This is a genomic window from Pseudomonas sp. B12(2026), assembly GCF_057767015.1.
Genome location: NZ_CM173430.1, coordinates 1438161 through 1463323, shown reverse-complemented (window position 1 = coordinate 1463323; position 25163 = coordinate 1438161). Strand labels below are relative to the sequence as shown.

Below are 25163 nucleotides of genomic sequence, written 5' to 3'. Positions count from 1 at the left end.
TACGGCCAATTAGAAGGTCTGTCCCAGGGAGAACTGGAAGATCTGGGTTTCGGCGTTGTCCGGCTTCTTGATCGGGGTCGCCAGGCTGAAACTCAGCGGGCCCAGCGCGGTGATCCAGGTCAGGCCCACACCCGCGGACATGGCCATGTCATTGAACTTGACGCCATCGCAGCCCTGGGTGGTGTCGGTCGGGCAGTCGGTATCGAAGACGTTACCGACATCCCAGAACACCACGCTGCGCAGCTGACGCTGGTCTTTCACGAACGGCAGCGGGAACAGGACTTCGGCGCCGCCGGTGATCAGGATGCTACCACCAAAGGCTTGCGGGTCCTGGTCCGGGTCGTATGCGGTGCCCGGATTGGTGCCCTGGCTCGGCGTACTGCGCGGACCGAGGGTGCTGTCCTTGAAGCCACGCACCGAGTTGAAGCCGCCCGCGTAGTAGTTCTCGTAGAACGGCAGGCGGTCGGTGGAACCATAGCCGTCACCGTAGCCGAGCTCGGTGTGGAAGCGCATGGTGTAGTTTTCGGTGAGCGGGGTGAAGAGCTGGCCACGGTAGTCGAGCTTGTAGAACGACAGGTCGCTACCGGGGACGGTGGACTCCAGCACCAGGCTCTGCGAGTGGCCACGGTTGGCCAGCACGCCCTTGTTCAGGGTCGACTCGGACCAGCCGACGGAGGCCTTGTAGTTGGTGAAGCTGTCGCCTTCCTGCTGGATGAAGTCGAAAATCTCGTCGACGGTGTAGACGCCGGTATCGATCTCGTCCTTCTGCGCGGTCAGGCCGTAGGTCAGGCGCGAGGTTTCGCTGATCGGATAGCCGATGCTGACGCCGGCACCATAGCTGTTGACGGAGTAGCTGGAAACGTCGACATCCAGATCGCTGTAGTCGGTCTTGCGGTAGAAGGCGTTGTAGCCCAGGCTCACGCCGTCGACGGTCCAGTAGGGGTCGACGAAGCCGAAGTTGTAGCGGGTCTGGTAGTCGCTCTTGGTCAGGCCGATGCTGACCTTGTTACCGGTACCCAGGAAGTTGTTCTGGCTGATCGAGCCGCCGAGGATCAGACCGGCGCTCTGGGCAAAGCCGACGCTCGCGGTGATGGAGCCGGACGGCTGCTCTTCCACGCTGTAGTTGACGTCGACCTGGTCGTCGGTGCCGGGCACGGCCGGGGTCTCGACGTTGACTTCCTTGAAGTAGCCCAGGCGCTCGAGGCGCTGCTTGGACTGGTCGATCAGGTAGGTCGAAGCCCAGCCGCCTTCCATCTGGCGCATCTCGCGACGGAGCACTTCGTCCTCGGTCTTGGTGTTGCCACGGAAGTTGATGCGGTTGACGTAGGCCCGCTTGCCCGGATCGACCGCGTAGGTGATCGTGACGGTCTTGTCGTCGTCATGGGGCTCAGGCACGCCGCTGACGTTGGCGAAGGTGTAACCCTCGTTGCCCAGGCGGCGGGTGATCAGGTCGGAGGTGGTGGTCATCACCTTGCGCGAGAAGACCTGGCCCGGCTTCACCAGCAGCAGCTTCTTGATCTCGTCTTCCGGCACTTTCAGGTCGCCGGAGAGCTTCACGTCACGGACGGTGTACTTCTCGCCCTCGTTGACGTTGACGGTAATGTAGACGTGTTTCTTGTCCGGCGTGATGGAAACCTGGGTCGAGGCGATATCCATGTGGATGTAGCCGCGGTCGAGGTAGTAGGAGCGCAGGCGCTCGAGGTCACCGGAGAGTTTTTCGCGGGAATACTTGTCGTCGTTCTTGAAGAAGGACAGCCAGTTGGTGGTCTTCAGCTCGAACAGGTCGGTCAGTTCTTCCTCGGAGAAGACGGTGTTGCCCACCACGTTGACATGGGCGATGGCCGCCACGGTGCCTTCGTTGATGGTGATCTTCAGGGCGACCCGGTTGCGCGGCTGCGGCACCACCTCGGTCTCGATCTCGGCGGAGTAGCGGCCCTGGGCCACGTACTGGCGCTGCAGTTCGTTACGCACGCCTTCGAGGGTTGCGCGCTGGAAGATTTCGCCTTCGGCCAGGCCGGACTGCTTCAGGCCCTTCATCAGGTCTTCGGTGGTGATGGCCTTGTTGCCCTCGATCTCGATGCTGGAAATCGACGGGCGCTCGACCACGTTGACGATCAGCACGTTGCCATCACGGCTGAGCTGGATGTCCTGGAAGAAACCGGTCTTGAACAGCGAGCGGGTCGCCTCGACCAGGCGATGGTCGTCGATCTGCTCCCCCACGTTCAGCGGCAGTGCGGCGAACACGCTGCCGGCGGAGACGCGCTGAAGGCCATTGACCCGGATGTCGGAGACGGTGAAGGACTCGGCGTGAACCTGGGCGATCATCAGCGCGGAAAGGGCCGCGGGTAGCAGAAAGCGTTTCATGGAGTCCTTTTATTCCAACTGACAAATAAAGAATCTGCCGCATGAGGCGGCAGATCCGAAATTCAACGGCGCGTTACAGTCGACTCAGATCGTTGACCAGGGCCAGCAACATGACCCCGACGACCAGGCTGATGCCGATCTGCATCCCCCAAGCCTGGACCCGCTCAGACAGCGGGCGCCCTCGCACCCACTCGACCAGGTAGAACAGCAGATGCCCGCCATCTAGCACGGGAATCGGCAACAGGTTGAGAACCCCCAAACTAATACTCAGATAGGCGAGGAAATGTAGAAAGTCCCCCACGCCGGACTGGGCCGAAGCGCCCGCCACTTTAGCAATGGTTATCGGCCCGCTCAAGTTTTTTACCGAGAGCTGCCCGAGCACCATTTTCTTTAGAGAATCCAGAGTTAGCAGGCTCATCGACCAGGTTCTGGAGAGTGCCTGGCCGACCGCATCCACCGGTCCGTAGCTGATTTCGCGGAGCATTTCCGCCGGCCACTGACCAGCGGCGCCCCCCGCTCCGAGGTAACCGGCACGGGCCTTGCCCTCCCCTTTCGACGACAGGGTCAGCGCGACGTCCTGTCGCTGGCCGTCACGCTCGACGCCCAGCACCACGCGCCCCTCGGGACGGGCGCGGACCTTGTCCACCACCTGCTGCCAATCGTCCACCGGCTGCCCATCGACGCTCAGCAGGCGATCCCCGACCTTGAGCCCGGCAGCCTTGGCCGGCCCCGCCTTGTCCAGCTCCGCCAGGACCGGCGCGATGACCGGACGCCACGGCCGGATCCCCAGCCCTGCAATGGGATCGGGATTATCGGCGCTCTTCAGCCACGCCTTGAGCTGCAGCTGATGCACCATCGGGACGGAGGAGCCCGGCTCGATCACGGAAACGCTCAGCTCGCCGGTTTCCCCGAGACGGCGCACCAGTTGCAGATTGACGCCACCCCAGCCATCCACGGGCTCGCCGTCGACGGCTACCACTTCCTGGCCGGCAGCCAGGCCACCCGCTGCCGCGGGGGTGTCGGCGATGATCGAGCCGATCACCGGCTTGATCTGCTGGCTGCCCAGCATGGCCAGCACCCAGAAGAACAGGATCGCCAGGAGGAAGTTCGCCACCGGGCCGGCGGCGACGATGGCAATGCGCTGGAAGACCGGCTTGCGATTGAAGGCCTGCTCGAGCAGTTCCGGCGGGACATCGCCCTCGCGCTCGTCGAGCATCTTGACGTAGCCGCCCAGCGGAATGGCGGCGACGACGAACTCGGTGCCCCGGCGATCGTGCCAGCGCACCAGCGGCGTACCGAAGCCCACGGAGAAGCGCAGCACCTTCACGCCACAGCGGCGCGCCACCCAGAAGTGCCCGAATTCGTGGAAGGTGACCAGCACGCCCAGTGCGACCACCAGGCCGACGATCATGTAAAGGGCACTCATCGCTACCTCCTGGGCATCAACGCCCGCGTTCCTGCAACCACGCCTGCGCGGCATCGCGCGCGCGCTGGTCGGCCGCCAGCACCGCATCGAGGGATTCGACCGGAGCAGGCGCCTCGCGGTTCAGCACGTCCTCGATGATAACCGCGATCTCGATGAAGCGGATGCGTCGCTCGAGGAAGGCCGCCACCGCGACTTCGTTGGCCGCATTGAGCATGGCCGGTACGCTGCCGCCGACTTCGGCGGCCTGCCGGGCCAGGCGCAGGCAGGGGAAACGCCGCTCGTCCGGCGGACAGAAATCCAGACGGGCGATGCTGAAAAGATCCAGCGGCGACACCCCGGAGTCGATCCGTTCCGGCCACGCCAGCGCATGGGCGATGGGCGTGCGCATGTCCGGATTGCCCAGCTGCGCGAGCACCGAGCCATCCACATAGTCCACCAGGGAATGGATGACGCTCTGGGGATGGATCACCACCTCGATCTTCGACGGCGGCGCATCGAACAGCCAGCAGGCCTCGATCAACTCCAACCCCTTGTTCATCATGCTCGCCGAATCGACGGAAATCTTCCGGCCCATGGACCAGTTGGGGTGGGCGCACGCCTGCTCCGGCGAAACGTCCGCCAGGGCCTCCAGGGGCGTCTCGCGGAACGGGCCGCCCGAGGCCGTCAGCAGAATCCGCCGCACCCCGACCTCGCCGAGACCGCGCGAGTAATCCGCCGGCATGCACTGGAAGATCGCGTTGTGCTCGCTGTCGATGGGCAGCAGCACCGCGTTACTGGCGCGCACGGCCTCCATGAACAGCGCGCCGGACATCACCAGCGCTTCCTTGTTGGCCAGCAACACCCGCTTGCCGGCGCGCACCGCCGCCAGGGTGGGCTTGAGCCCCGCCGCGCCGACGATGGCCGCCATGACCGCATCCACCTCGGGATGCGCGGCGATCTCGCAGAGTCCCGCCTCCCCGGCCAGCACACGGGTATCCAGCCCCGCCGCCAGCAAACCGCCTTGCAGATGCCGGGCCTGATCGGCCTGCGGCACCACGGCGAATCGCGGGCGATGCCGCAGGCACAGTGCTTCCAACTCGGCGAGCCGGGAGAATCCGCTGAGCGCGAAGACGCGATAGCGATCCGGATGCCGGGCCACTACATCCAGGGTGCTGAGACCGATGGAGCCGGTCGCCCCCAGTACGCTGATCTGCTGCACGGCGTTCACGGCGCACCCCAGCCCACGGCCCACAACAGCGCGGTGAACACCGGGATCGCCGCGGTCAGGCTGTCGATCCGGTCGAGCACGCCGCCGTGCCCCGGCAGCAGGTTGCTGCTGTCCTTGAGGCCCGACTGGCGCTTGAACATGCTCTCGGTCAGGTCACCCACCACCGACAGCGCAACCACGATGGCGGCGCACGGCAGCGCCAGCAGCAGCTCGCGCACGCTCCAGTCGCGGTAGATGGACACGGCGACGGTGATCGCCAGGCTCAGCGCCAGGCCGCCATAGAAGCCTTCCCAGCTCTTGCCGGGACTGACTCGCGGGGCCAGCTTGCGCTTGCCGAAGGCCTTGCCGGAAAAATAGGCGCCGATATCGGCGGCCCAGACCAGCACCATCACGGCGACGATCAGCCAGTTGTCCAGCGGCCACTGCTTGAGCAGCACCAGCCCCTGCCAGGCCGGCACCAGGATCAGCAGGCCGATCAGCAGGCGGCGCCAGCGGCCACCCCAGCTCGATGCGCTGTCCGGGTAGGTCAGCACCATGACAGTCGCCAGCAGCCACCAGAGCAGCGCCAACACCAGCACCGCCCCGGCCAGTTGCGGCAACCAGGAGAGGATGAACATCAGCGCGGCCGTCCCGGCGGCATAGCCGATGCGGGCGGGCTGCTCGTTGTAACCGGCCAGGTGCGCCCATTCCCAGGCGCCCAGGCTGACCACCAGACCGATGAACAGCGAGAACGCCGCACCATCGAGAAGGAAGAAACCACCCAGCGCGATCGGCAACAGGATCAGCGCTGTGATGATTCGTTGTTTCAGCATGTCGGCGGTGCCTCGGCCTCGACCTGCTCGCCGGTCTTGCCGAAACGGCGCTGGCGAGAGGCGTAGTCGACCAGCGCGGCGCGCATGGCGTCGTGCTTGAAGTCGGGCCAGTAGAGATCGGAGAAATACAGCTCGGCATACGCCAGCTGCCAGAGAAGGAAGTTGCTGATGCGGTGCTCGCCGCCGGTACGGATGCACAGGTCCGGCAATGGCTGGTCGCCGGTGGACAGGCAGCCCTGGATCAGCTCCGGGGTGATCTCGTTCGGCGCCAGGTGGCCGGCCTGTACTTCGCGGGCCAGACGCTGCGCAGCCTGGGTGATGTCCCACTGGCCGCCGTAGTTGGCCGCCACCTGCAGCAGCATGGTGGTGCCGTTGGCGGTCAGGCTTTCCGCCTCCTGCATCGCCACCTGCAACTCGGGGGCGAAACGGCTGCGATCGCCGATGATGCGCAGGCGGATACCGTTGGCGCTGAGCTTGCGTACCTCACGGCGCAAGGCCATGAGGAACAGTTCCATCAGCGCCCCGACCTCGTCGGCCGGGCGCTGCCAGTTCTCGCTGGAGAAGGCGAACAGCGTCAGCACCTCGACGCCCGCCTCGGCGCAGGTCTTGATCACCGCGCGAACGGCATCCACGCCGGCCTTGTGTCCGGCGACACCGGGCATCAGGCGCTTCTTCGCCCAGCGATTGTTGCCGTCCATGATGATCGCCACGTGCCGGGGCACGGGCGTCACCTGCTTGGTCTTTTCCATGACGAGAGCCCGGCCGTCAGACGGCCATCAGATCCGCTTCCTTGGCCTCGAGGGCCTTTTCGATGTCGGCGACGAACTTGTCGGTGATCTTCTGTACATCGTCACCAGCGCGACGCTCGTCGTCCTCGCTGATTTCCTTCTCTTTCTGCAGGTCCTTGAGCTGGGCCAGGGCATCGCGGCGGATGTTGCGCACGGATACGCGGGCCTGCTCGGCCTCGGCACGGGCCTGCTTGGTGAAGCCCTTGCGGGTTTCCTCGGTCAGGGCCGGCATCGGCACGCGGATGGTGGTGCCGGCGGTGGCCGGGTTCAGGCCCAGGTCGGAGGTCATGATGGCCTTCTCGACCGCCTGGATCATGCTCTTGTCGAACACGCTCAGGGCCAGGGTGCGGGAGTCTTCCACGGTGATGTTGGCCACCTGGCGCAGCGGGGTGTCGGAACCGTAGTAGGACACCATGACGCTGTCCAGGATGCTCGGATGCGCACGGCCGGTGCGAATCTTGGCGAAGGCGTGACCCAGCGCTTCCAGCGTCTTGCCCATGCGATCCTGTGCTTCTTTCTTGATCTCGTTGATCATTTCAATCCTCCTCGATCAGGGTGCCTTCAGCACCACCTACGACAATATTCAGCAACGCGCCCGGCTTGTTCATGTTGAACACCCGCAGCGGCATTTTCTGGTCCCGGCACAGGCAGATGGCAGTGAGGTCCATCACACCCAGCTTGCGATCGAGCACTTCATCGTACGTCAGACGTTCGAATTTCTCGGCATTCGGGTCCTTGAACGGGTCGGCAGTGTACACGCCGTCCACCTTGGTCGCCTTCAGCACTACGTCAGCATCTATTTCAATGGCGCGCAGGCAGGCGGCGGAATCGGTGGTGAAGAACGGGTTGCCGGTACCGGCGGAGAAGATCACCACCTCACCGCTGGCCAGGTGGCGCATGGCCTTGCGGCGGTCGTAATGATCGGTGACGCCGACCATGGAAATGGCCGACATGACGATGGCGGTGATGTTCGAACGCTCCAGCGCATCGCGCATGGCCAGGCCGTTCATCACGGTGGCCAGCATGCCCATGTGGTCGCCGGTGACGCGGTCCATGCCCGCCGCGGACAGCGCCGCGCCACGGAACAGGTTGCCACCACCGATGACCAGGCCGACCTGGACACCGATACCCACGAGCTGGCCGATTTCCAGGGCCATCCGATCGAGCACCTTGGGGTCGATACCGAATTCCTCGGCCCCCATCAGGGCTTCGCCGCTCAGTTTTAGAAGAATGCGTTTATAGCGAGGTTGACGTGCGCTCAGCTGCTGAGCCATGACCTGTTTCTCCTGCGGCGATTGAATGCTTGGCGCCTGCGGCGCCTTGGTTCGGAAGCGTGGACCCGCCACGCTTGCGGCGCCATTGACCCGCCGTGCGGGCCCGTGCCGTGGAAGCCGCCCCATTTGGCTTCCCCAGTTTGGCAAAGAGGCCGCGCGCGTTAGCGGGCAGCCTCTTGCGGGGCGACAGTCGCGAGACTGTCTATTACTGCTTGGAAGCGGCTACTTGAGCAGCAACCTCGGCAGCGAAGTCGGCTTCGACCTTCTCGATGCCTTCGCCTACTTCGAAACGAACGAAGGAAACGATTTCGGCGCCGGCTTTCTTGGCCAGATCACCGACCTTGACTTCCGGATCCTTGACGAAGGCCTGCTCGACCAGGCTGGCTTCGGCCAGGAACTTCGCGATACGGCCCTTGACCATGTTCTCGACGATGTTTTCCGGCTTGCCGGCGATCTTGTCGGCGTTCAGCGCCAGGAAGATTTCCTTTTCCTTGGCAACGGCTTCTTCGGAAACCTGCGACGGGTCCAGGAACTGCGGGTTGCTGGCAGCGACGTGCATGGCGATGTCACGGGCCAGTTCGGCATTGCCGCCCTTCAGGGTGACCAGAACGCCGATGCGGTGGCCGTGCAGGTAGGCGCCAACCACGTCGCCTTCAACGCGAGCCAGACGACGGATGTTGACGTTCTCGCCGCACTTGGCGACCAGCGCCTCACGAGCGGGTTCCTGTTCGGCGATCAGCGGAGCGGCATCGGTCAGCTTCTGGGCGAAAGCCTTGTCCAGGCTGGCGGCCACGAAGCCCTTGAAGTCGTCCTGCAGGGCCAGGAAGTCGGTCTGCGAGTTGACTTCGATGATGGTGGCGGACTTGGCATCATCAGCCACTTTGGCGGCGATGGCGCCTTCGGCGGCGATGTTGCCGGCCTTCTTGGCGGCCTTGATGGCGCCGGAAGCGCGCATATCGTCGATGGCCTTCTCGATGTCGCCTTCAGCGGCGACCAGTGCCTTCTTGCACTCCATCATGCCCTGGCCGGTACGCTCACGCAGTTCCTTGACCAGTGCTGCAGTAATTTCTGCCATTTCGAAACCCTCTTGAGTTGCTCTCAAAACCAGATCGCCCGGCTGCCCGGGCGGAATTTACAAGGTGGCAAAAAGGGGGCCTAGCCCCCTTTCCGCGCACCGCAGGACGTCTGGACGTCCTGGAATCAGCCTTCGGCGGAGTCGGCCGGCGCTTCTTCGACGAACTCGTCGGCAGTCACGCCACCGGCGTTCTTGCCACGCAGCACGGCTTCGGCCATGGAGCCCAGGTACAGCTGTACGGCGCGGATGGCGTCGTCGTTGCCCGGGATAACATAGTCAACGCCTTCCGGGCTGCTGTTGGTATCGACGATGCCGATGACCGGGATGCCCAGCTTGTTGGCTTCGGTGATGGCGATGCGCTCGTGGTCGACGTCGATCACGAACAGAGCGTCCGGCAGGCCGCCCATGTCCTTGATACCACCCAGGCTGCGATCCAGTTTTTCCAGATCACGGGTGCGCATCAGGGCTTCTTTCTTGGTCAGCTTGGCGAAGGTGCCGTCCTGAGCCTGGGTTTCCAGCTCGCGCAGGCGCTTGATCGACTGACGGATGGTCTTGTAGTTGGTGAGCATGCCGCCCAGCCAACGGTGGTCGACGTACGGCATGCCGCAACGGGAGGCTTCTTCGCGGACGATCTTGCCGGCGGAACGCTTGGTGCCGACGAACAGGATCTTGTTCTTGCCCTGGGCCAGGCGCTCAACGAAGGTCAGGGCCTCGTTGAACATCGGCAGAGTCTTTTCCAGGTTGATGATGTGGATCTTGTTGCGCGCGCCGAAAATGAACTTGCCCATTTTCGGGTTCCAGTAACGGGTCTGGTGGCCGAAGTGCACACCGGCCTTCAGCATATCGCGCATGTTGACTTGGGACATGATAGTTCCTCGATAAGTCGGGTTAGGCCTCCATGCATCCCAACGGCCAACCCTCCGAACCAGTCGAAAGGCACCCAGGCCATCGTGTCGATGCATGTGTGGGTTTATGCCTCGAGACGGCCGTAGCCTTCGAAGCGGGGCGCTTTATACCACAACCTCGGCCCCAGCGAAACCCGCCCGGACATCCGGCACCGCTTCAGCGCCCCGTTTCAGCGCTGACCTTAAAAGGAAGGCCCAAGGTCTGATAGACTTGCGTATTCATCTCATTTACCCGCGCGATCGCAGCGCCTCAAGAGAATTCGCATGACCGTCACCATCAAGACGCCCGAAGACATCGAGAAAATGCGCGTCGCCGGCCGTCTGGCCGCCGAAGTGTTGGAAATGATCGGCGAGCACGTCAAGCCCGGCGTCACCACCGAGGAACTGGACCGCATCTGCCACGACTACATCGTCGACGTGCAGAAGGCCATTCCGGCGCCGCTGAACTACAAGGGCTTCCCCAAGTCGATCTGCACCTCGATCAACCACGTGGTGTGCCACGGCATCCCCAACGACAAGCCGCTCAAGGAAGGCGATATCGTCAACCTCGATATCACCGTGATCAAGGACGGCTACCACGGCGACACCAGCAAGATGTTCCTGGTCGGCAAGACCCCGGAATGGGCCGACCGCCTCTGCCAGATCACCCAGGAATGCATGTACAAGGGCATCGCCGTGGTCAAGCCGGGCGCGCGCCTGGGCGACATCGGCGAAGTGATCCAGAAGTACGCCGAGAAGAACGGCTTCTCGGTGGTGCGCGAGTACTGCGGCCACGGCATCGGCAAGGTGTTCCACGAGGAGCCGCAGGTGCTGCACTACGGCCGCGCCGGCACCGGCCTGGAACTCAAAGAAGGCATGATCTTCACCATCGAGCCGATGATCAACCAGGGCCGCCCGGAAACCCGCCTGCTGGGCGACGGCTGGACCGCCATCACCAAGGACCGCAAGCTGTCCGCGCAGTGGGAGCACACCGTGCTGGTCACCGCCGACGGCTACGAGATCCTGACCCTGCGCAACGACGAAAGCTTCCCGCGCACTTCTGCCTAAGACGCGGTTTGCAATCTCGCCGACGGCTGGGTAGAACATAGAAATCCCGGCCCGGCACAGCCGCCGGGCCTGGCACCAGACGTCCAGGCCCGACCGCCCTCTTGCCCCTGCCCTCCCTTAAGCCATTGATCAGGAAGGCCGCCATGCCGCAGGTGGATCCCGAGTTGTTCGACCGTGGGCAGTTCCAGGCGGAACTGGCCCTCAAATCCAGCCCCATTGCCGCCTTCAAGAAGGCCATCCGTCAGGCCAACGAGGTGCTCGACGCCCGCTTCAACGGCGGCCGCGACATCCGCCGGCTGATCGAGGACCGCGCCTGGTTCGTCGACCGGATCCTGCAACAGGCCTGGAACCGCTTCGACTGGGGCGACGCCGCCGATATCGCGCTGGTCGCCGTGGGCGGCTACGGACGCGGCGAACTGCACCCGCACTCGGACATCGACCTGCTGATCCTGCTCGACAGCGAGGACCAGGAGCGCTACCGCGACCCCATCGAAGGCTTCCTCACCCTGCTCTGGGACATCGGCCTGGAAGTCGGCCAGAGCGTGCGCTCGGTGGCCGAGTGCGCCGACGAGGCGCGCGCCGACCTGACGGTGGTCACCAACCTGATGGAGTGCCGCACCATCTCCGGCCCGGACGGCCTGCGCCAGCGCATGCTCGACGCCACCAATGCGCAGCAGATGTGGCCCAGCGGGCAGTTCTACCTGGCCAAGCGCAAGGAACAGATCCACCGCCACACCAAATACAACGACACCGAATACAACCTCGAACCCAACGTGAAAGGTTCGCCCGGCGGCCTGCGCGACATCCAGACGCTGCTCTGGGTCGCCCGCCGCCACTTCGGCAGCCTCAACTTGCACGCCCTGGTGCGCGAAGGCTTCCTGGTGGAAAGCGAATGCAGCGTGCTGGCCTCCAGCCAGGAGTTCCTCTGGAAGGTCCGCTACGCCCTGCACATGCTGGCCGGGCGCGCCGAGGACCGCCTGCTGTTCGACCACCAGCGGCGCATCGCCGGGATGCTCGGCTACGAGGACAACGACGCCAAGCTCGCGGTCGAGCGCTTCATGCAGAAGTACTACCGCGTGGTGATGGCCGTTTCCGAACTGAACGACCTGATCATGCAGCACTTCGAGGAAGTGATCCTGCGCGCCGGCGAGAACGGCCAGCTGCAGCCGCTCAACAGCCGCTTCCAGCTGCGCGACGGCTATCTCGAAGTCACCCACGCCCAGGTCTTCAAGCGCACCCCCTTCGCCCTCCTGGAAATCTTCGTGCTGCTCGCCCAGCACCCGGAGATCAAGGGCGTGCGCGCCGACACCATCCGCCTGCTGCGCGACAGCCGGCACCTGATCGACGACGATTTCCGCCACGACATCCGCAACACCAGCCTGTTCATCGAGCTGTTCAAGTGCAAGGAAGGCATCCACCGCAACCTGCGGCGGATGAACCGCTACGGCATCCTCGGCCGCTACCTGCCGGAATTCGGCCTGATCGTCGGGCAGATGCAGCACGACCTGTTCCACATCTATACGGTGGACGCCCACACCCTCAACCTGATCAAGCACCTGCGCAAGCTGCGCCGCCCGGACATGGCGGAGAAGTACCCGCTGGCCAGCAAGACCATGGAGCGCCTGCCCAAGCCCGAGCTGATCTACATCGCCGGGCTCTACCACGACATCGCCAAGGGCCGTGGCGGCGACCACTCGGAACTGGGCGCGGTGGACGCCGAGCACTTCTGCCAGCGCCACCAGCTGCCGCCGTGGGACACCAGCCTGGTCTGCTGGCTGGTGCAGAACCACCTGATCATGTCCACCACCGCGCAGCGCAAGGACCTCTCCGACCCGCAGGTGATCTACGACTTCGCCCAGCTGATGGGCGACCAGACGCACCTGGACTACCTCTACGTGCTCACCGTGGCCGACATCAACGCCACCAACCCGACGCTGTGGAACTCCTGGCGCGCAAGCCTGCTGCGCCAGCTCTACACCGAGACCAAGCGCGCCCTGCGCCGCGGCCTGGAGAATCCGGTGGACCGCGAGGAGCAGATCCGCCAGACGCAGAGCGCGGCCATCGACATCCTGGTGCGCGGCGGCATCGACCAGGACGACGCCGAGCAACTGTGGAGCCAACTGGGCGACGACTACTTCCTGCGCCACACCGCCGCCGACGTGGCCTGGCACACCGAAGCCATCCTCCAGCACCCGGACGACGGCACGCCGCTGGTGCTGATCAAGGAAACCGCCCAGCGCGAATTCGAGGGCGGCACCCAGATCTTCATCTACGCCGCCGACCAGCACGACTTCTTCGCCGTGACCGTGGCGGCCATGGACCAGCTCAACCTGAACATCCAGGACGCGCGAATCATCACCTCGACCAGCCTGTTCACCCTCGACACCTACATAGTGCTCGACGCCGATGGCGGATCGATCGGCGACAATCCCGCCCGTGTCGCCGAAATCCGCGAAGGTCTGGTCTACGCCCTGAAGGACCCGGACGAATACCCGACCATCATCCAGCGCCGGGTGCCGCGCCAGCTCAAGCACTTCGCCTTCGCCCCGCAGGTGACCATCTCCACCGACGCGGCGCGCCAGGTCAGCGTGCTGGAAGTCACCGCGCCCGACCGCCCCGGCCTGCTGGCGCGCATCGGCGGGCTGTTCCTCGACTTCGACCTGTCGGTGCAGAACGCCAAGATCGCCACCCTGGGCGAACGCGTGGAAGACGTGTTCTTCGTCACCGATGCGCACAACCAGCCGCTCTCCGACCCGGAGCTGTGCAAGCGCATCCAGACCGCCCTGGTCGACATCCTCTCCGACGGCGGCCAGCAGACCATGCCGGTCCGCATCAGCATTTAGAAAGAAAGAGCCTTGCCCATGAACCCAGCCCTCGACCTGCTCCAGCCCTACCCCTTCGAGAAGCTCCGCGCCCTGCTGGCCGGCGCCCAGCCGCCGGCGGACCTCAAGCCGATCGCGCTGTCCATCGGCGAACCCAAGCACCGCTCGCCGGCCTTCGTCGCCGAAGCCCTGAGCGCCAGCCTCGACCAGCTCGCGGTCTACCCGACCACCCTGGGCATCCCGGCCCTGCGCGAAGCCATCGCCGCCTGGTGCGAGCGCCGCTTCAAGGTTCCGGCCGGCTGGCTCGACCCGGCGCGCCACGTGCTGCCGGTGAACGGCACCCGGGAAGCGCTGTTCGCCTTCACCCAGGCCGTGGTGGACCGCAGCCGCAACGGCCTGGTGATCAGCCCGAACCCCTTCTACCAGATCTACGAAGGCGCGGCCCTGCTGGCCGGCGCCGAGCCGCACTACCTGCCGTGCCGGGAAGCCAACGGCTTCAACCCGGACTTCGACGCCGTGCCGGCCGACGTCTGGGCGCGCTGCCAGATCCTCTTCCTCTGCTCCCCGGGCAACCCCACCGGCGCCCTGGTACCGCTGGAGACCCTGAAGAAGCTGATCGCCCTGGCCGACCAACACGACTTCGTGATCGCCGCCGACGAGTGCTACAGCGAGCTGTACTTCGACGAACAGAACCCGCCGGCCGGCCTGCTGACCGCCTGCGCCGAACTGGGCCGCTCGGACTTCGCCCGCTGCGTGGTGTTCCACAGCCTGTCCAAGCGCTCCAACCTGCCGGGCCTGCGCTCGGGCTTCGTCGCCGGCGACGCCGAGGTGCTGAAGAAATTCCTCCTGTACCGCACCTACCACGGCTGCGCCATGCCGGTGCAGACCCAGCTGGCCAGCATCGCCGCCTGGAAGGACGAGGACCACGTGCGCGCCAACCGCGACCTGTACCGCGAGAAGTTCGACGCCGTGCTCGACATCCTCGCCGGCGTGCTCGACGTGCAGCGCCCGGACGGCAGCTTCTACCTGTGGGCGAAGACGCCGATCGCCGACACCGAGTTCTGCCGCAGCCTGTTCGACCGGCAGCACGTCACCGTGGTGCCGGGCTCCTACCTGTCCCGCGAAGTGAACGGCGAGAACCCCGGCGCCAACCGCGTGCGCATGGCCCTGGTGGCCCCGCTGGCCGAGTGCGTCGAGGCGGCCGAGCGCATCAAGCGCTTCGTGCAGAGCCTGTAAGCCCCAGCTCCAGTAGGAGCGGACCTTGTCCGCGATAGCCGGCACATCCGGCACGATTCGCGGATGAGATCCGCTCCTACGGGGTTCGGCCCTCCGCTCCTCGCCCAGCGACGCGTCCGATATGGCTCCGCGCGCCAGCGTCGACCCCATGCCTCTTCCAGCGCTTCCCGCCGGCATCCCCCAAGCCCCCGGGAAATGGCATAATCCCGCGCCTGAAGAAAGCCCGAAAAGGAGACGCGCCCCGTGAGTCAGCGGACGCTGTATGGCATCAAGGCCTGCGACACCATGAAGAAAGCCCGCACCTGGCTGGACGAGCATGGCATCGAGTACGCCTTCCACGACTACAAGACCAGCGCGATAGACCGCGCGCACCTGGAACAATGGTGCGCCGAGCACGGCTGGGAAACCGTCCTGAACCGCGCCGGCACCACCTTCCGCAAGCTCGACGACGCCCAGAAGGCCGATCTCGACCAGGCCAGGGCCATCGAACTGATGCTCGCCCAGCCGTCGATGATCAAGCGTCCGGTGCTCGACCTGGGCGACCGCACCCTGGTCGGCTTCAAACCCGACAACTACGCCGCCGCGCTGGCCTGAGCCGTCCCGCCATGAACATCGCCTGGGCCCTGTTCCTCCCCGCCTGCTTCGCCCTGAACCTGGCGCCGGGACCGAACAACCTGCTGTCGCTGAACAACGCGGCACGCTTCGGCCTGCTGCGCGCCACCCTCGCCGGCAGCGGCCGCCTGCTGGCCTTCGCCGGCATGCTGGCCCTGGCCGCATCGGGCCTGGCGCTGGTGCTGCAGACCTCGGCCTGGCTGTTCCTGGTGATCAAGCTCGCCGGCGCCGCCTACCTGCTCTGGCTGGCCGTGCAGCTCTGGCGCGCGCCGACTGCCGACCTGCAAGCCAGCGGCGCAACCGTCCCGGCCAGCAGCCTCTGGCGCCTGGCGCGCCAGGAGTTCTGGGTCGCCGCCGGCAACCCCAAGGCGATCCTGATCTTCACCGCCTTCCTGCCGCAGTTCGTCGACCCGCGCCAAGCCGTGGGCGCCCAGTTCGCCCAACTCGGCACAGCCTTCCTGTCACTGGAGTGGCTGGCCATCGCCCTTTACGGGCTCGCCGGGGTACGCCTCGGCAAGCTGCTCGCCGGGGCCCGCGCCCGGCGCCTGTTCAACCGCGGTTGCGCCACGCTGCTGGGCAGCGCCGGGCTGGGCCTGCTGCTCAGCCGCCGGCCGGCCTGACCGAATTCACTCTTCGAGAACCTCTTTTCAAGGAAGCCCCCACATGTCGAAATCCCTGTTCAGCCTGGCCTTCGGTGTCGGCACCCAGAACCGCCAGGGCAACTGGCTGGAAGTCTTCTACGCGCAGCCGCTGCTCAAGCCCGCGGCCGAACTGGTCGCCGCGATCAGCCCGCTGCTGGCCTATGAGGGCGGCAACCAGGCGATCGCCTTCAGCGCCCACCAGGCCTACCAGCTGGCCGACGCCCTGAAAGGCATCGACGCCGCCCAGGCCGCCCTGCTCAACCGCCTGGCCGAGAGCCAGAAGCCGCTGGTCGCCACCCTGCTGGCCGACGACACCGCCCCCAGCTCCACCCCGGAGGCGTACCTCAAGCTGCATCTGCTGTCGCACCGCCTGGCCAAGCCGCACAGCCTGAACCTGACCGGCATCTTCCCGCTGCTGCCGAACGTGGCCTGGACCAACCTGGGCGCCGTCGACCTGGCCGAACTGGCCGAACTGCAGCTCGAAGCGCGCCTGAAGGGCAAGCTGCTGGATGTCTTCTCGGTGGACAAGTTCCCGAAGATGACCGACTACGTGGTCCCGGCCGGCGTGCGCATCGCCGACACCGCCCGCGTGCGCCTGGGCGCCTACATCGGTGAAGGCACCACCGTGATGCACGAAGGCTTCGTCAACTTCAACGCCGGCACCGAAGGCCCGGGCATGATCGAAGGCCGCGTCTCCGCCGGCGTGTTCGTCGGCAAGGGCTCGGACCTGGGCGGCGGCTGCTCGACCATGGGCACCCTGTCCGGCGGCGGCAACATCGTCATCAGCGTCGGCGAAGGCTGCCTGATCGGCGCCAACGCCGGCATCGGCATCCCGCTGGGCGACCGCAACATCGTCGAAGCCGGCCTGTACGTCACCGCCGGCACCAAGATCGCCGTACTGGACGACCAGAACAACCTGGTGAAAGTGGTCAAGGGCCGCGACCTGGCCGGCCAGCCGGACCTGCTGTTCCGCCGCAACTCGCAGACCGGCGCGGTCGAGTGCAAGACCAACAAGACCGCGATCGAACTGAACGAAGCGCTGCACGCGCACAACTAAAACGGGAAGCTCAAAGCTGCAAGCCCTAAGCTGCAAGCAAAGCACTTTTGGCTTGCAGCTCGAGGCTTGTAGCTTATGACTGCTCTTTCGCCCTGGCGCTCCGACTTCCCGGCCCTCGCCGCCTTCGAGGCCGAAGGCCAGACCTACCTCGACAGCGCCGCCACCGCGCAGAAACCGCGCGCCATGATCGACGCCCTCGCCGGCTACTACGCCAGCGGCGCCGCCAACGTACACCGCGCCCAGCACCTGCCCGGCGAGCGCGCCACCCGCGCCTTCGAGGCGACCCGTACCCTGGCCGCCAACTGGCTCAACGGCGGCAGCCCGGCGCAGATCGTCTTCACCGGCGGCGCCACCGAGGCGCTGAACCTGCTGGCCTACGGACTGGAAAGCCAGTTCCGGGCCGGCGACGAGATCGTCATCAGCGCCCTGGAACACCACGCCAACCTGCTGCCCTGGCAGCAGTTGGCGAAGAGGCGCGGGCTGAAACTGGTGGTGCTGCCGCTGGAGCGCAGCGGGCGCATCGACCTGGAGCGAGCCGCCGGCCTGATCGGCCCGCGCACCCGCCTGCTCGCCGTCAGCCAGCTGTCCAACGTGCTCGGCACCTGGCAACCGCTGCCGGAGCTGCTGCGGATGGCCCGCCAGCATGGCGCGCTGAGCGTGGTCGACGGCGCGCAGGGCGTGGTCCATGGCCGGCACAACCTGTCGGCGCTGGGCTGCGACTTCTACGTCTGCTCCAGCCACAAGCTCTACGGTCCGGAAGGCCTCGGCCTGCTCTGGGGCCGTCCGGAAGCGCTGGAGCGCCTGGCGCACTGGCAGTTCGGCGGCGAGATGGTGCGCGTGGCCGACTACTTCGACGCGCAGTTCCACGCCGCGCCCATCGGCTTCGAGGCCGGCACCCCGCCCATCGGCGCCGTGCTCGGCCTGGGCGCCACGCTGGACTGGCTGGCCCGCCAGGACAACGCGGAAATCAGCGCCCACGAGGACTTCCTCCACGCCCGCCTGCTCGCCGGCCTGCGCGCCCGCGAAGGCGTGCGCGTGCTGGGCGAGCCGGAGGTGGCGCTGGCCAGCTTCGTGGTCGAGGGCGTGCATGTCGCCGACCTCGGCCACCTGCTCAGCGAACAGGGCGTCGCCGTGCGCGCCGGGCACCACTGCGCCATGCCGCTGATGAAGACCCTCGACGTCGCCGGCGCCCTGCGCGTCTCCCTCGGCCTGTACAACGACGGCGCCGACCTGGAACGTTTCTTCAGCGCCCTGGACAGCGCCCTGGAGCTGCTGCGATGAGCCTGCCCGCCGCCGCCAGCGAGGCCCTGCAGGCCTTCACCGCCCTGCACGGCTGGGACCAGCGCGCCCGCCTGCTGATGCAATGGGGCGAGCGCCTGGAGCCGCTGAGCGAGGCCGAGCGCCGCGACGAGCAGCGGGTGCACGGCTGCGAGAGCAATGTCTGGCTGGTGGCCGATATGCGCGACGGCCGCTGGCACTTCCGCGCCTACAGCGATGCGCGCCTGCTGCGCGGGCTGCTGGCGTTGCTGCTGGCGCGGGTGGAGGGCTTGCCGGCGGCGGAGCTGGCGCAGGTCGACCTGGCGGACTGGTTCAACCAGCTGGGCCTGGGCCGGCAACTGTCGCCGTCGCGCAGCAATGGCTTGAATGCGGTGCTTTTGCGGATGCGCGAGCTGATCGACACCTGAGCACACGGGGCCAAGGACTTTCGTAGGAGCGGACCTTGTCCGCGATAGCCGGAGCGCCCGGCGCGATTCGCGGATGAGATCCGCTCCTACGAGAGCGCATGACGTTCTCTTGCAGCGACAGCGAACCCGCCATGGGGTGCTTTTCGTAGGAGCGAGCTTGCCCGCGAACCGCCAGGCTGCGTTGCAGCCGAGGGAGTTTGTTCGCGAGCAAGCTCGCTCCTACAAGGGCATTCAGCCCGAGGACCGCTCCGAAGGCCGCCGCGCGCCGGCGACGATCTTGTCCACCGCCCGCGCCGCCGCCACCATGCCGAAGGTCGCGGTAACCATCATCACCGCGCCGAAGCCCCCCGCGCAGTCCAGCTTCACCCCCTCGCCGACGAAACTCTTGGACTGGCAGACCGTGCCGTCCGGCTTCGGGTAGCGCAACTGCTCGGTGGAGAACACGCACTGCACGCTGTAGTGGCGGCCCGGGGTGCGCGAGAAGTTGTAGTCGCGGCGCAGCATGGAGCGGACCTTGGCGGCCAGCGGATCGTTGAAGGTCTTGTTCAGGTCGGCGACCTGGATCTGCGTCGGGTCGACCTGCCCGCCGGCGCCGCCGGTGGTGATGATCTGCAGCTTGCGGCGCTTGCACCAGGCGATCAGCGCGGCCTTGGCGGCGACGCTGTCGATGCAGTCGATCACGCAGTCCAGCTCGGGGGTGATGTAGTCGGCCATGGTCTCGCGGGTGACGAAATCGGCGGTGGCATGCACGACGATGCCCGGGTTGATCGCCCTCAGGCGTTCGGCCATCACCTCGACCTTGGGCTTGCCCACCGCGCCCTGCAGGGCATGGACCTGGCGGTTGGTGTTGGTCACGCAGACGTCGTCGAGGTCGAACAGGGAAATCTCGCCCACCCCGCTGCGCGCCAGCGCCTCGGCCGCCCAGGAGCCGACGCCGCCGATCCCGACCACCGCCACATGGCTGGCCGCCAGCCGCTCCAGGCCCTCGCGTCCATAGAGCCGCGCGATACCGCCGAAACGCTGTTCATCCAGTTCCATTCACCACACCTCGCATCGAAACGGCCGGCATTCTATAACGCCCGCGCGCTGCCGTCGGCGCGCCTGCAACAAAGTCGCTTTTCCGCAGTCTCAGGCTTGCGCCCGCAGCCCATTCTAAACTGTCGGGAAACGCCGTCCGACGCCCACGCGGCGGGCCGGCCGGCAACCTGTACAGTCCCCGGAGCGCGGGGTAGGATGCGCCCGCCGCTCCGGCCCCTCCCCGTTCCACCCTTCGGAACCCGATCGCACCATGCCTGCACCCAAGTTCGGACTCAACCTGGTGGTGTTCGTCGCCCTCGCGGCGCTCTTCACCGGCTTCTGGGCCCTGTACAACCGTCCCGTCAGCGTTCCCGACTGGCCGGAAAGCATTTCCGGATTCTCCTTCTCGCCCTTCCGCCTGAACCAGAACCCGCAGAAGGACCAGTTCCCCAGCGACGACGAGATCCGTTCGGACCTGGAACTGCTGTCGAAGCAGACCGACAACATCCGCACCTACTCGGTGAAGGGTTCGCTGGCGGACATCCCGCGCGTGGCCGAGGAGCTCGGCATGCGCGTCAGCCTGGGCATCTGGATCGGCCCGGACGAGGCCGAGAACGAAGCCGAGATCGAGCGCGGCATCGAGATCGCCAACAACTCGCGCAGCGTGGTGCGGGTGATCGTCGGTAACGAGGCGCTGTTCCGCCGCGAGGTCACGGTCCAGCAGTTGACCGCCTACCTCGACCGCGTGCGCAAGGCGGTGAAGGTGCCGGTGACCACCGCCGAGCAGTGGCACATCTACGAGAAGTACCCGCTGCTGGCCAGGCACGTCGACCTGATCGCCGCCCACGTGCTGCCCTACTGGGAATTCACCCCGATGGAGGACTCGGTGCAGTTCGTCCTCGACCGCGCCCGCGAGCTGCGCGCCAAGTTCCCGCGCAAGCCGCTGCTGCTGGCCGAGGTCGGCTGGCCGAGCAACGGCCGCATGCGCGGCGGCGCCGACGCCACCCAGGCGGACCAGGCCATCTACCTGCGCCAGCTGACCAACGCGCTGAACCGCAAGGGCTACAACTACTTCGTCGTCGAAGCCTTCGACCAGCCGTGGAAGGTCGGCGACGAAGGCTCGGTGGGCGCCTACTGGGGCGTCTACAACGCCCAGCGCCAGCCCAAGTTCAACTTCACCGGGCCGGTGGTGAACATCCCGCAGTGGCGCGCCCTGGCGGTGGCCTCGGTGGTGATGGCGCTGCTCGCCCTGACCCTGCTGATGATCGACGGCAGCGCCCTGCGCCAGCGCGGGCGGACCTTCCTCTCGGTGGTCGCCTTCGCCGGCGGCTCGGTGCTGGTGTGGATCGCCTACGACTACAGCCAGCAATACAGCACCTGGTTCAGCCTGACCGTCGGCGGCCTGCTGGGCATCGGCGCGCTGGGCGTGTTCATCGTGCTGCTCACCGAGGCCCACGAGCTGGCCGAGACCGTCTGGGTGCGCAAGCGCCGCCGGCCGTTCGAGCCGGTGCTGACCGACCTGGGCTACCGGCCCAAGGTCTCGGTGCACGTACCTTGCTACAACGAACCGCCGGAGATGCTGAAGAAGACCCTGGATGCCCTGGCCAAGCTCGATTACCCGGACTACGAAGTCCTGATCATCGACAACAACACCAAGGACCCGGCCGTCTGGGAGCCGGTGCGCGACTACTGCGAGGTGCTCGGCCCGCGCTTCCGCTTCTTCCACGTCGCGCCGCTGGCCGGCTTCAAGGGCGGCGCGCTGAACTACATCCTGCCGCACACCGCGCCGGACGCCGAAGTGGTCGCGGTGATCGACGCCGACTACTGCGTCGAGCCGAACTGGCTCAAGCACATGGTGCCGCACTTCGCCGACCCGAAGATCGCCGTGGTGCAGTCGCCGCAGGACTACCGCGACGGCGAGGAAAACCTGTTCAAGAAGCTCTGCTACGCCGAGTACAAAGGCTTCTTCCACATCGGCATGGTCACCCGCAACGACCGCGACGCGATCATCCAGCACGGCACCATGACCATGATCCGCCGCAGCGTGATGGACGAGCTGAAATGGGCCGACTGGACCATCTGCGAGGACGCCGAGCTGGGCCTGCGGGTGTTCGAGAAGGGCTATTCGGCCGCCTACTCGCACCAGAGCTTCGGCAAGGGCCTGATGCCCGACACCTTCATCGACTACAAGAAGCAGCGCTTCCGCTGGGCCTACGGCGCCATCCAGATCATGAAGGGCCACGCCCGCGCGCTGTTCCAGGGCAAGGACAGCCGGCTCACCAGCGGCCAGCGCTACCACTTCATCGCCGGCTGGCTGCCGTGGATCGCCGACGGCATGAACATCTTCTTCACCCTCGGCGCGCTGCTCTGGTCCTCGGCGATGATCATCGTGCCCAAGCGGGTCGACCCGCCGCTGCTGATCTTCGCCATCCCGCCGCTGGCGCTGTTCTTCTTCAAGTTCGGCAAGATCATGTTCCTCTACCGCCGCGCCGTGGGCGTCAACCTGCTGCGCTCGTTCCAGGCGGCGGTGGCGGGCCTGGCGCTGTCGCACACCATCGCCAAGGCGGTGCTCTACGGGGCGTTCACCAAGACCATCCCGTTCTTCCGCACGCCGAAGATGGCCTCCAACCACGGCGTGCTGGTGGCGCTGGCAGAGGCGCGGGAGGAAGTGTTCATCATGCTCCTGCTGTGGGGCGCGGCGCTGGGCATCGTGCTGGTGCAGGGCGTGCCGAGCCGCGACATGATGTTCTGGGTGGCCATGCTGCTGGTGCAGTCCCTGCCCTACGTCGCCGCGCTGGTGATGGCGCTGCTGTCCTCGGCGCCGGGGCCGCAGGAGGCGCCGGAACCCAGCACCGTCCCGGCCGGCTGATACCTGTAGGAGCGAGCTTGCTCGCGAACGCTCTTTCCGGTGGGTCCGGTGTGAAGCGGTTCGCGAGCAAGCTCGCTCCTACAAGTTGCCCGACACCGCTTGTCCCCTGCCGAGAACGCCGGCCAAACGCCGGCGTTTTTGCTTTAAGATGGGCGCCTTTTTCCGTTCCACCCCCAGGATGCCCCTCATGTCCCTCTCGCCGACACTGGCCCTCGCCTGCGAGCTGATTCGCCGTCCCTCCGTCACGCCGGTCGATGCCGACTGCCAGCAGCTGATGATGCAGCGCCTGGGCGCCTGCGGCTTCGCCCTGGAGCCCATGCGCATCGAGGAGGTGGACAACTTCTGGGCCCTGCGCCAGGGCCGCGACGGCGCCAATGGCCCGGTGCTGTGCTTCGCCGGCCACACCGACGTGGTCCCCACCGGCCCCGAGAAGGCCTGGCAGCACCAGCCGTTCGACGCGCTGATCGACGCCGACGGCATGCTCTGCGGGCGCGGCGCGGCGGACATGAAAGGCAGCCTGGCGTCGATGATCATCGCCACCGAGCGCTTCGTCGCCGACCACCCGCAGCATCGCGGCAGCATCGCCTACCTGATCACCAGCGACGAGGAAGGTCCGGCCCAGCACGGCACCAAGGCCGTCGTCGAGCACCTGAAGGCGCGCAACGAGCGCCTGGACTGGTGCATCGTCGGCGAACCGTCCAGCACCACGCTGGTCGGCGACGTGGTGAAGAACGGCCGCCGCGGCTCGCTCGGCGCCACCCTCAGCGTGCGCGGCAAGCAGGGCCACGTGGCCTACCCGCACCTGGCGAAGAACCCGATCCACCTGGCCGCCCCGGCCCTGGCCGAACTGGCCGCCGAGCACTGGGACCACGGCAACGACTACTTCCCGCCGACCAGCTTCCAGATCTCCAACATCAACGGCGGCACCGGCGCCACCAACGTGATCCCGGGCGAGCTGAAGGTGGTGTTCAACTTCCGCTTCTCCACCGAATCCAGCGTGGAAGGCCTGCAGCAGCGCGTCGCCGCCATCCTCGACAAGCACGGCCTGGACTGGCACATCGACTGGGCGCTGTCCGGCCTGCCGTTCCTCACCCAGCCGGGCGAGCTGCTCGATGGCGTGGCCGCCGCGATCCGCGCCGTGACCGGCCGCGAGACCACCCCGTCGACCTCCGGCGGCACCTCCGACGGCCGCTTCATCGCCACCCTGGGCACCCAGGTGGTCGAACTCGGCCCGGTGAACGCCACCATCCACCAGGTGGACGAACGCGTACTGGCCAGCGACCTCGATGTGCTGACCGAAATCTACTACCAGACCCTGGTGCGACTGCTGGCATGAGTGGAACCAACAAAGGCTTCTGCCTGGGCGCGACCTGCCCCGACACCCCGCCGCCGGCGCCGGCCGCCGAGCGCCGCTACGCCCTGCGCGTGTACCAGATAGCCCAGCGCCGCCGCTCGCTGCCGACCGTGCTGCGCAACGACCTGCCGCAGCCGCTGGGGCCAGGGAAAAAATGATGCTGATCTGTCCGCTCTGCCGCGAGGCTCTCGGCGACGTCGACAACGGCGTGGCCTGCCCCACCGGCCACCGCTTCGACCGCGCCCGCCAGGGCTACCTGAACCTGCTGCCGGTGCAGCACAAGAAGAGCCTCGACCCGGGCGACAACGCCGCCATGGTCGAGGCGCGCCGGCACTTCCTCGGCGCCGGCCACTACGCGCCGCTGGCCAAGCGCCTGGCCGAGCTGGCCGCCGAGCGCGCACCGGGCCGCTGGCTGGATATCGGCTGCGGCGAGGGCTACTACACCGCGCAACTGGGTGAGGCCCTGCCGCACGCCGACGGCTATGCGCTGGACATCTCCCGCGAGGCCGTGAAACGCGCCTGCAAACGCGCCCCGCAGCTGACCTGGATGGTCGCCAGCATGGCCCGCGTGCCGCTGGCCGATGCCTCCTGCCAGCTGCTGGCCAGCGTGTTCAGCCCGATCGACTGGAAGGAAGCCGCGCGCCTGCTCACTCCCGGCGGCGGCGTGCTGCGCCTGGGTCCGGCGCGCGATCACCTGCTGGAACTGCGCCAGCGCCTGTACGACGAAGTGCGCGAGTACGTCGAGGACAAGCACCTCGCCGACCTGCCCGACGAACTGAAGCCGGCGCACACCGAACAACTGAGCTTCAAGCTGCCGCTGCACACCCGCGAAGCCCGCGAGCACCTGCTGGCGATGACGCCCCACGGCTGGCGGGTCAACCCCGAGCGGCGCGAGCGCATCCTCGCCGAGCCGTTCGAAGTGACAGTTGCGGTACGCTATGACTGGCTGGAACGCCAAGACCCCTGACGAGG

22 protein-coding genes are annotated in these 25163 nt (G+C 66.5%); 12 read left to right on the top strand and 10 right to left on the bottom strand.

Features of this window, described 5'->3' with window-relative positions:
• Positions 1 to 9 precede the first annotated feature (9 nt).
• The 9 genes from bamA to rpsB form a co-directional block, all read right to left on the bottom strand.
• The gene (gene bamA / locus AC3B6A_RS06855) at positions 10 to 2364 is read right to left on the bottom strand and encodes an outer membrane protein assembly factor BamA (RefSeq protein ID WP_488401542.1); all 2355 of its coding nucleotides are present in this window, start codon (positions 2362 to 2364) and stop codon (positions 10 to 12) included.
• A 73-nt stretch (positions 2365 to 2437) separates the two neighbouring features.
• Positions 2438 to 3790: a sigma E protease regulator RseP gene (gene rseP, locus AC3B6A_RS06850; RefSeq protein ID WP_488401541.1), complete on the bottom strand. Its 1353-nt coding sequence runs from the start codon at positions 3788 to 3790 to the stop codon at positions 2438 to 2440.
• 16 nt (positions 3791 to 3806) lie between these two features.
• Positions 3807 to 4997 (bottom strand): 1-deoxy-D-xylulose-5-phosphate reductoisomerase, encoded by a 1191-nt coding sequence (gene ispC / locus AC3B6A_RS06845; RefSeq protein WP_488401540.1) that lies wholly within the window; start codon positions 4995 to 4997, stop codon positions 3807 to 3809.
• Positions 4994 to 5809 carry a phosphatidate cytidylyltransferase gene (locus tag AC3B6A_RS06840; RefSeq protein ID WP_488401539.1) on the bottom strand — a complete coding sequence of 272 codons (816 nt, stop codon included), beginning with the start codon at positions 5807 to 5809 and terminating at the stop codon, positions 4994 to 4996. The genes ispC and AC3B6A_RS06840 overlap by 4 nt, the downstream gene beginning before the upstream one ends.
• Positions 5803 to 6558 carry a polyprenyl diphosphate synthase gene (uppS, locus tag AC3B6A_RS06835; protein ID WP_488401538.1) on the bottom strand — a complete coding sequence of 252 codons (756 nt, stop codon included), beginning with the start codon at positions 6556 to 6558 and terminating at the stop codon, positions 5803 to 5805. The genes AC3B6A_RS06840 and uppS overlap by 7 nt, the downstream gene beginning before the upstream one ends.
• A 16-nt stretch (positions 6559 to 6574) precedes the next feature.
• On the bottom strand, positions 6575 to 7132 hold the full coding sequence (frr, locus tag AC3B6A_RS06830; protein ID WP_488401537.1) for a ribosome recycling factor: 558 nt from the start codon (positions 7130 to 7132) through the stop codon (positions 6575 to 6577).
• Between the two features lies 1 nt (position 7133).
• Positions 7134 to 7871, bottom strand: a complete 738-nt coding sequence (pyrH, locus tag AC3B6A_RS06825; protein WP_488401536.1) for a UMP kinase — start codon at positions 7869 to 7871, stop codon at positions 7134 to 7136.
• 205 nt (positions 7872 to 8076) lie between these two features.
• Entirely contained in the window at positions 8077 to 8946 is an 870-nt protein-coding gene (gene tsf, locus AC3B6A_RS06820; protein WP_488401535.1) for a translation elongation factor Ts, read from the bottom strand.
• Between the two features lie 125 nt (positions 8947 to 9071).
• Positions 9072 to 9812: a 30S ribosomal protein S2 gene (gene rpsB, locus AC3B6A_RS06815; protein WP_488401534.1), complete on the bottom strand. Its 741-nt coding sequence runs from the start codon at positions 9810 to 9812 to the stop codon at positions 9072 to 9074.
• 303 nt (positions 9813 to 10115) lie between these two features.
• Here rpsB and map point away from each other — a divergent pair, with 303 nt between their 5' ends.
• The 8 genes from map (at position 10116) to AC3B6A_RS06775 (ending at position 18951) form a co-directional block, all read left to right on the top strand.
• The gene (gene map / locus AC3B6A_RS06810; RefSeq protein WP_488401533.1) at positions 10116 to 10898 is read left to right on the top strand and encodes a type I methionyl aminopeptidase; all 783 of its coding nucleotides are present in this window, start codon (positions 10116 to 10118) and stop codon (positions 10896 to 10898) included.
• A 143-nt stretch (positions 10899 to 11041) separates the two neighbouring features.
• Positions 11042 to 13741: a [protein-PII] uridylyltransferase gene (locus tag AC3B6A_RS06805; RefSeq protein ID WP_488401532.1), complete on the top strand. Its 2700-nt coding sequence runs from the start codon at positions 11042 to 11044 to the stop codon at positions 13739 to 13741.
• A gap of 18 nt (positions 13742 to 13759) precedes the next feature.
• Positions 13760 to 14956, top strand: coding sequence for a succinyldiaminopimelate transaminase (gene dapC / locus AC3B6A_RS06800; RefSeq protein ID WP_488401531.1), 1197 nt, complete (start codon positions 13760 to 13762; stop codon positions 14954 to 14956).
• Positions 14957 to 15241: 285 nt separating this feature from the next.
• On the top strand, positions 15242 to 15550 hold the full coding sequence (locus tag AC3B6A_RS06795) for an arsenate reductase (RefSeq protein WP_488403533.1): 309 nt from the start codon (positions 15242 to 15244) through the stop codon (positions 15548 to 15550).
• A gap of 11 nt (positions 15551 to 15561) precedes the next feature.
• Positions 15562 to 16188 carry a LysE family translocator gene (locus AC3B6A_RS06790; protein WP_488401530.1) on the top strand — a complete coding sequence of 209 codons (627 nt, stop codon included), beginning with the start codon at positions 15562 to 15564 and terminating at the stop codon, positions 16186 to 16188.
• Positions 16189 to 16231: 43 nt separating this feature from the next.
• Positions 16232 to 17266 carry a 2,3,4,5-tetrahydropyridine-2,6-dicarboxylate N-succinyltransferase gene (gene dapD, locus AC3B6A_RS06785; protein WP_488401529.1) on the top strand — a complete coding sequence of 345 codons (1035 nt, stop codon included), beginning with the start codon at positions 16232 to 16234 and terminating at the stop codon, positions 17264 to 17266.
• Between the two features lie 75 nt (positions 17267 to 17341).
• Positions 17342 to 18547 carry an aminotransferase class V-fold PLP-dependent enzyme gene (locus AC3B6A_RS06780; protein ID WP_488401528.1) on the top strand — a complete coding sequence of 402 codons (1206 nt, stop codon included), beginning with the start codon at positions 17342 to 17344 and terminating at the stop codon, positions 18545 to 18547.
• Positions 18544 to 18951 (top strand): SufE family protein, encoded by a 408-nt coding sequence (locus AC3B6A_RS06775; protein ID WP_488401527.1) that lies wholly within the window; start codon positions 18544 to 18546, stop codon positions 18949 to 18951. The genes AC3B6A_RS06780 and AC3B6A_RS06775 overlap by 4 nt, the downstream gene beginning before the upstream one ends.
• Positions 18952 to 19182: 231 nt before the next feature.
• Here the strand turns inward: AC3B6A_RS06775 and tcdA are convergent, their stop codons facing one another.
• On the bottom strand, positions 19183 to 19989 hold the full coding sequence (gene tcdA, locus AC3B6A_RS06770; protein ID WP_488401526.1) for a tRNA cyclic N6-threonylcarbamoyladenosine(37) synthase TcdA: 807 nt from the start codon (positions 19987 to 19989) through the stop codon (positions 19183 to 19185).
• Positions 19990 to 20239: 250 nt separating this feature from the next.
• Between tcdA and AC3B6A_RS06765 the strand changes: the two genes are divergently transcribed.
• From AC3B6A_RS06765 to AC3B6A_RS06750, 4 genes are all read left to right on the top strand, one after another.
• The gene (locus AC3B6A_RS06765; RefSeq protein ID WP_488401525.1) at positions 20240 to 22837 is read left to right on the top strand and encodes a glycosyltransferase; all 2598 of its coding nucleotides are present in this window, start codon (positions 20240 to 20242) and stop codon (positions 22835 to 22837) included.
• Between the two features lie 178 nt (positions 22838 to 23015).
• Entirely contained in the window at positions 23016 to 24173 is a 1158-nt protein-coding gene (gene dapE, locus AC3B6A_RS06760) for a succinyl-diaminopimelate desuccinylase (protein ID WP_488401524.1), read from the top strand.
• Complete coding sequence (locus AC3B6A_RS06755) at positions 24170 to 24349, top strand: hypothetical protein (RefSeq protein WP_488401523.1); 180 nt, start codon at positions 24170 to 24172, stop codon at positions 24347 to 24349. The genes dapE and AC3B6A_RS06755 overlap by 4 nt, the downstream gene beginning before the upstream one ends.
• Complete coding sequence (locus AC3B6A_RS06750) at positions 24349 to 25158, top strand: putative RNA methyltransferase (RefSeq protein ID WP_488401522.1); 810 nt, start codon at positions 24349 to 24351, stop codon at positions 25156 to 25158. Before AC3B6A_RS06755 ends, AC3B6A_RS06750 begins: the two co-directional genes overlap by 1 nt.
• Positions 25159 to 25163: the final 5 nt, after the last annotated feature.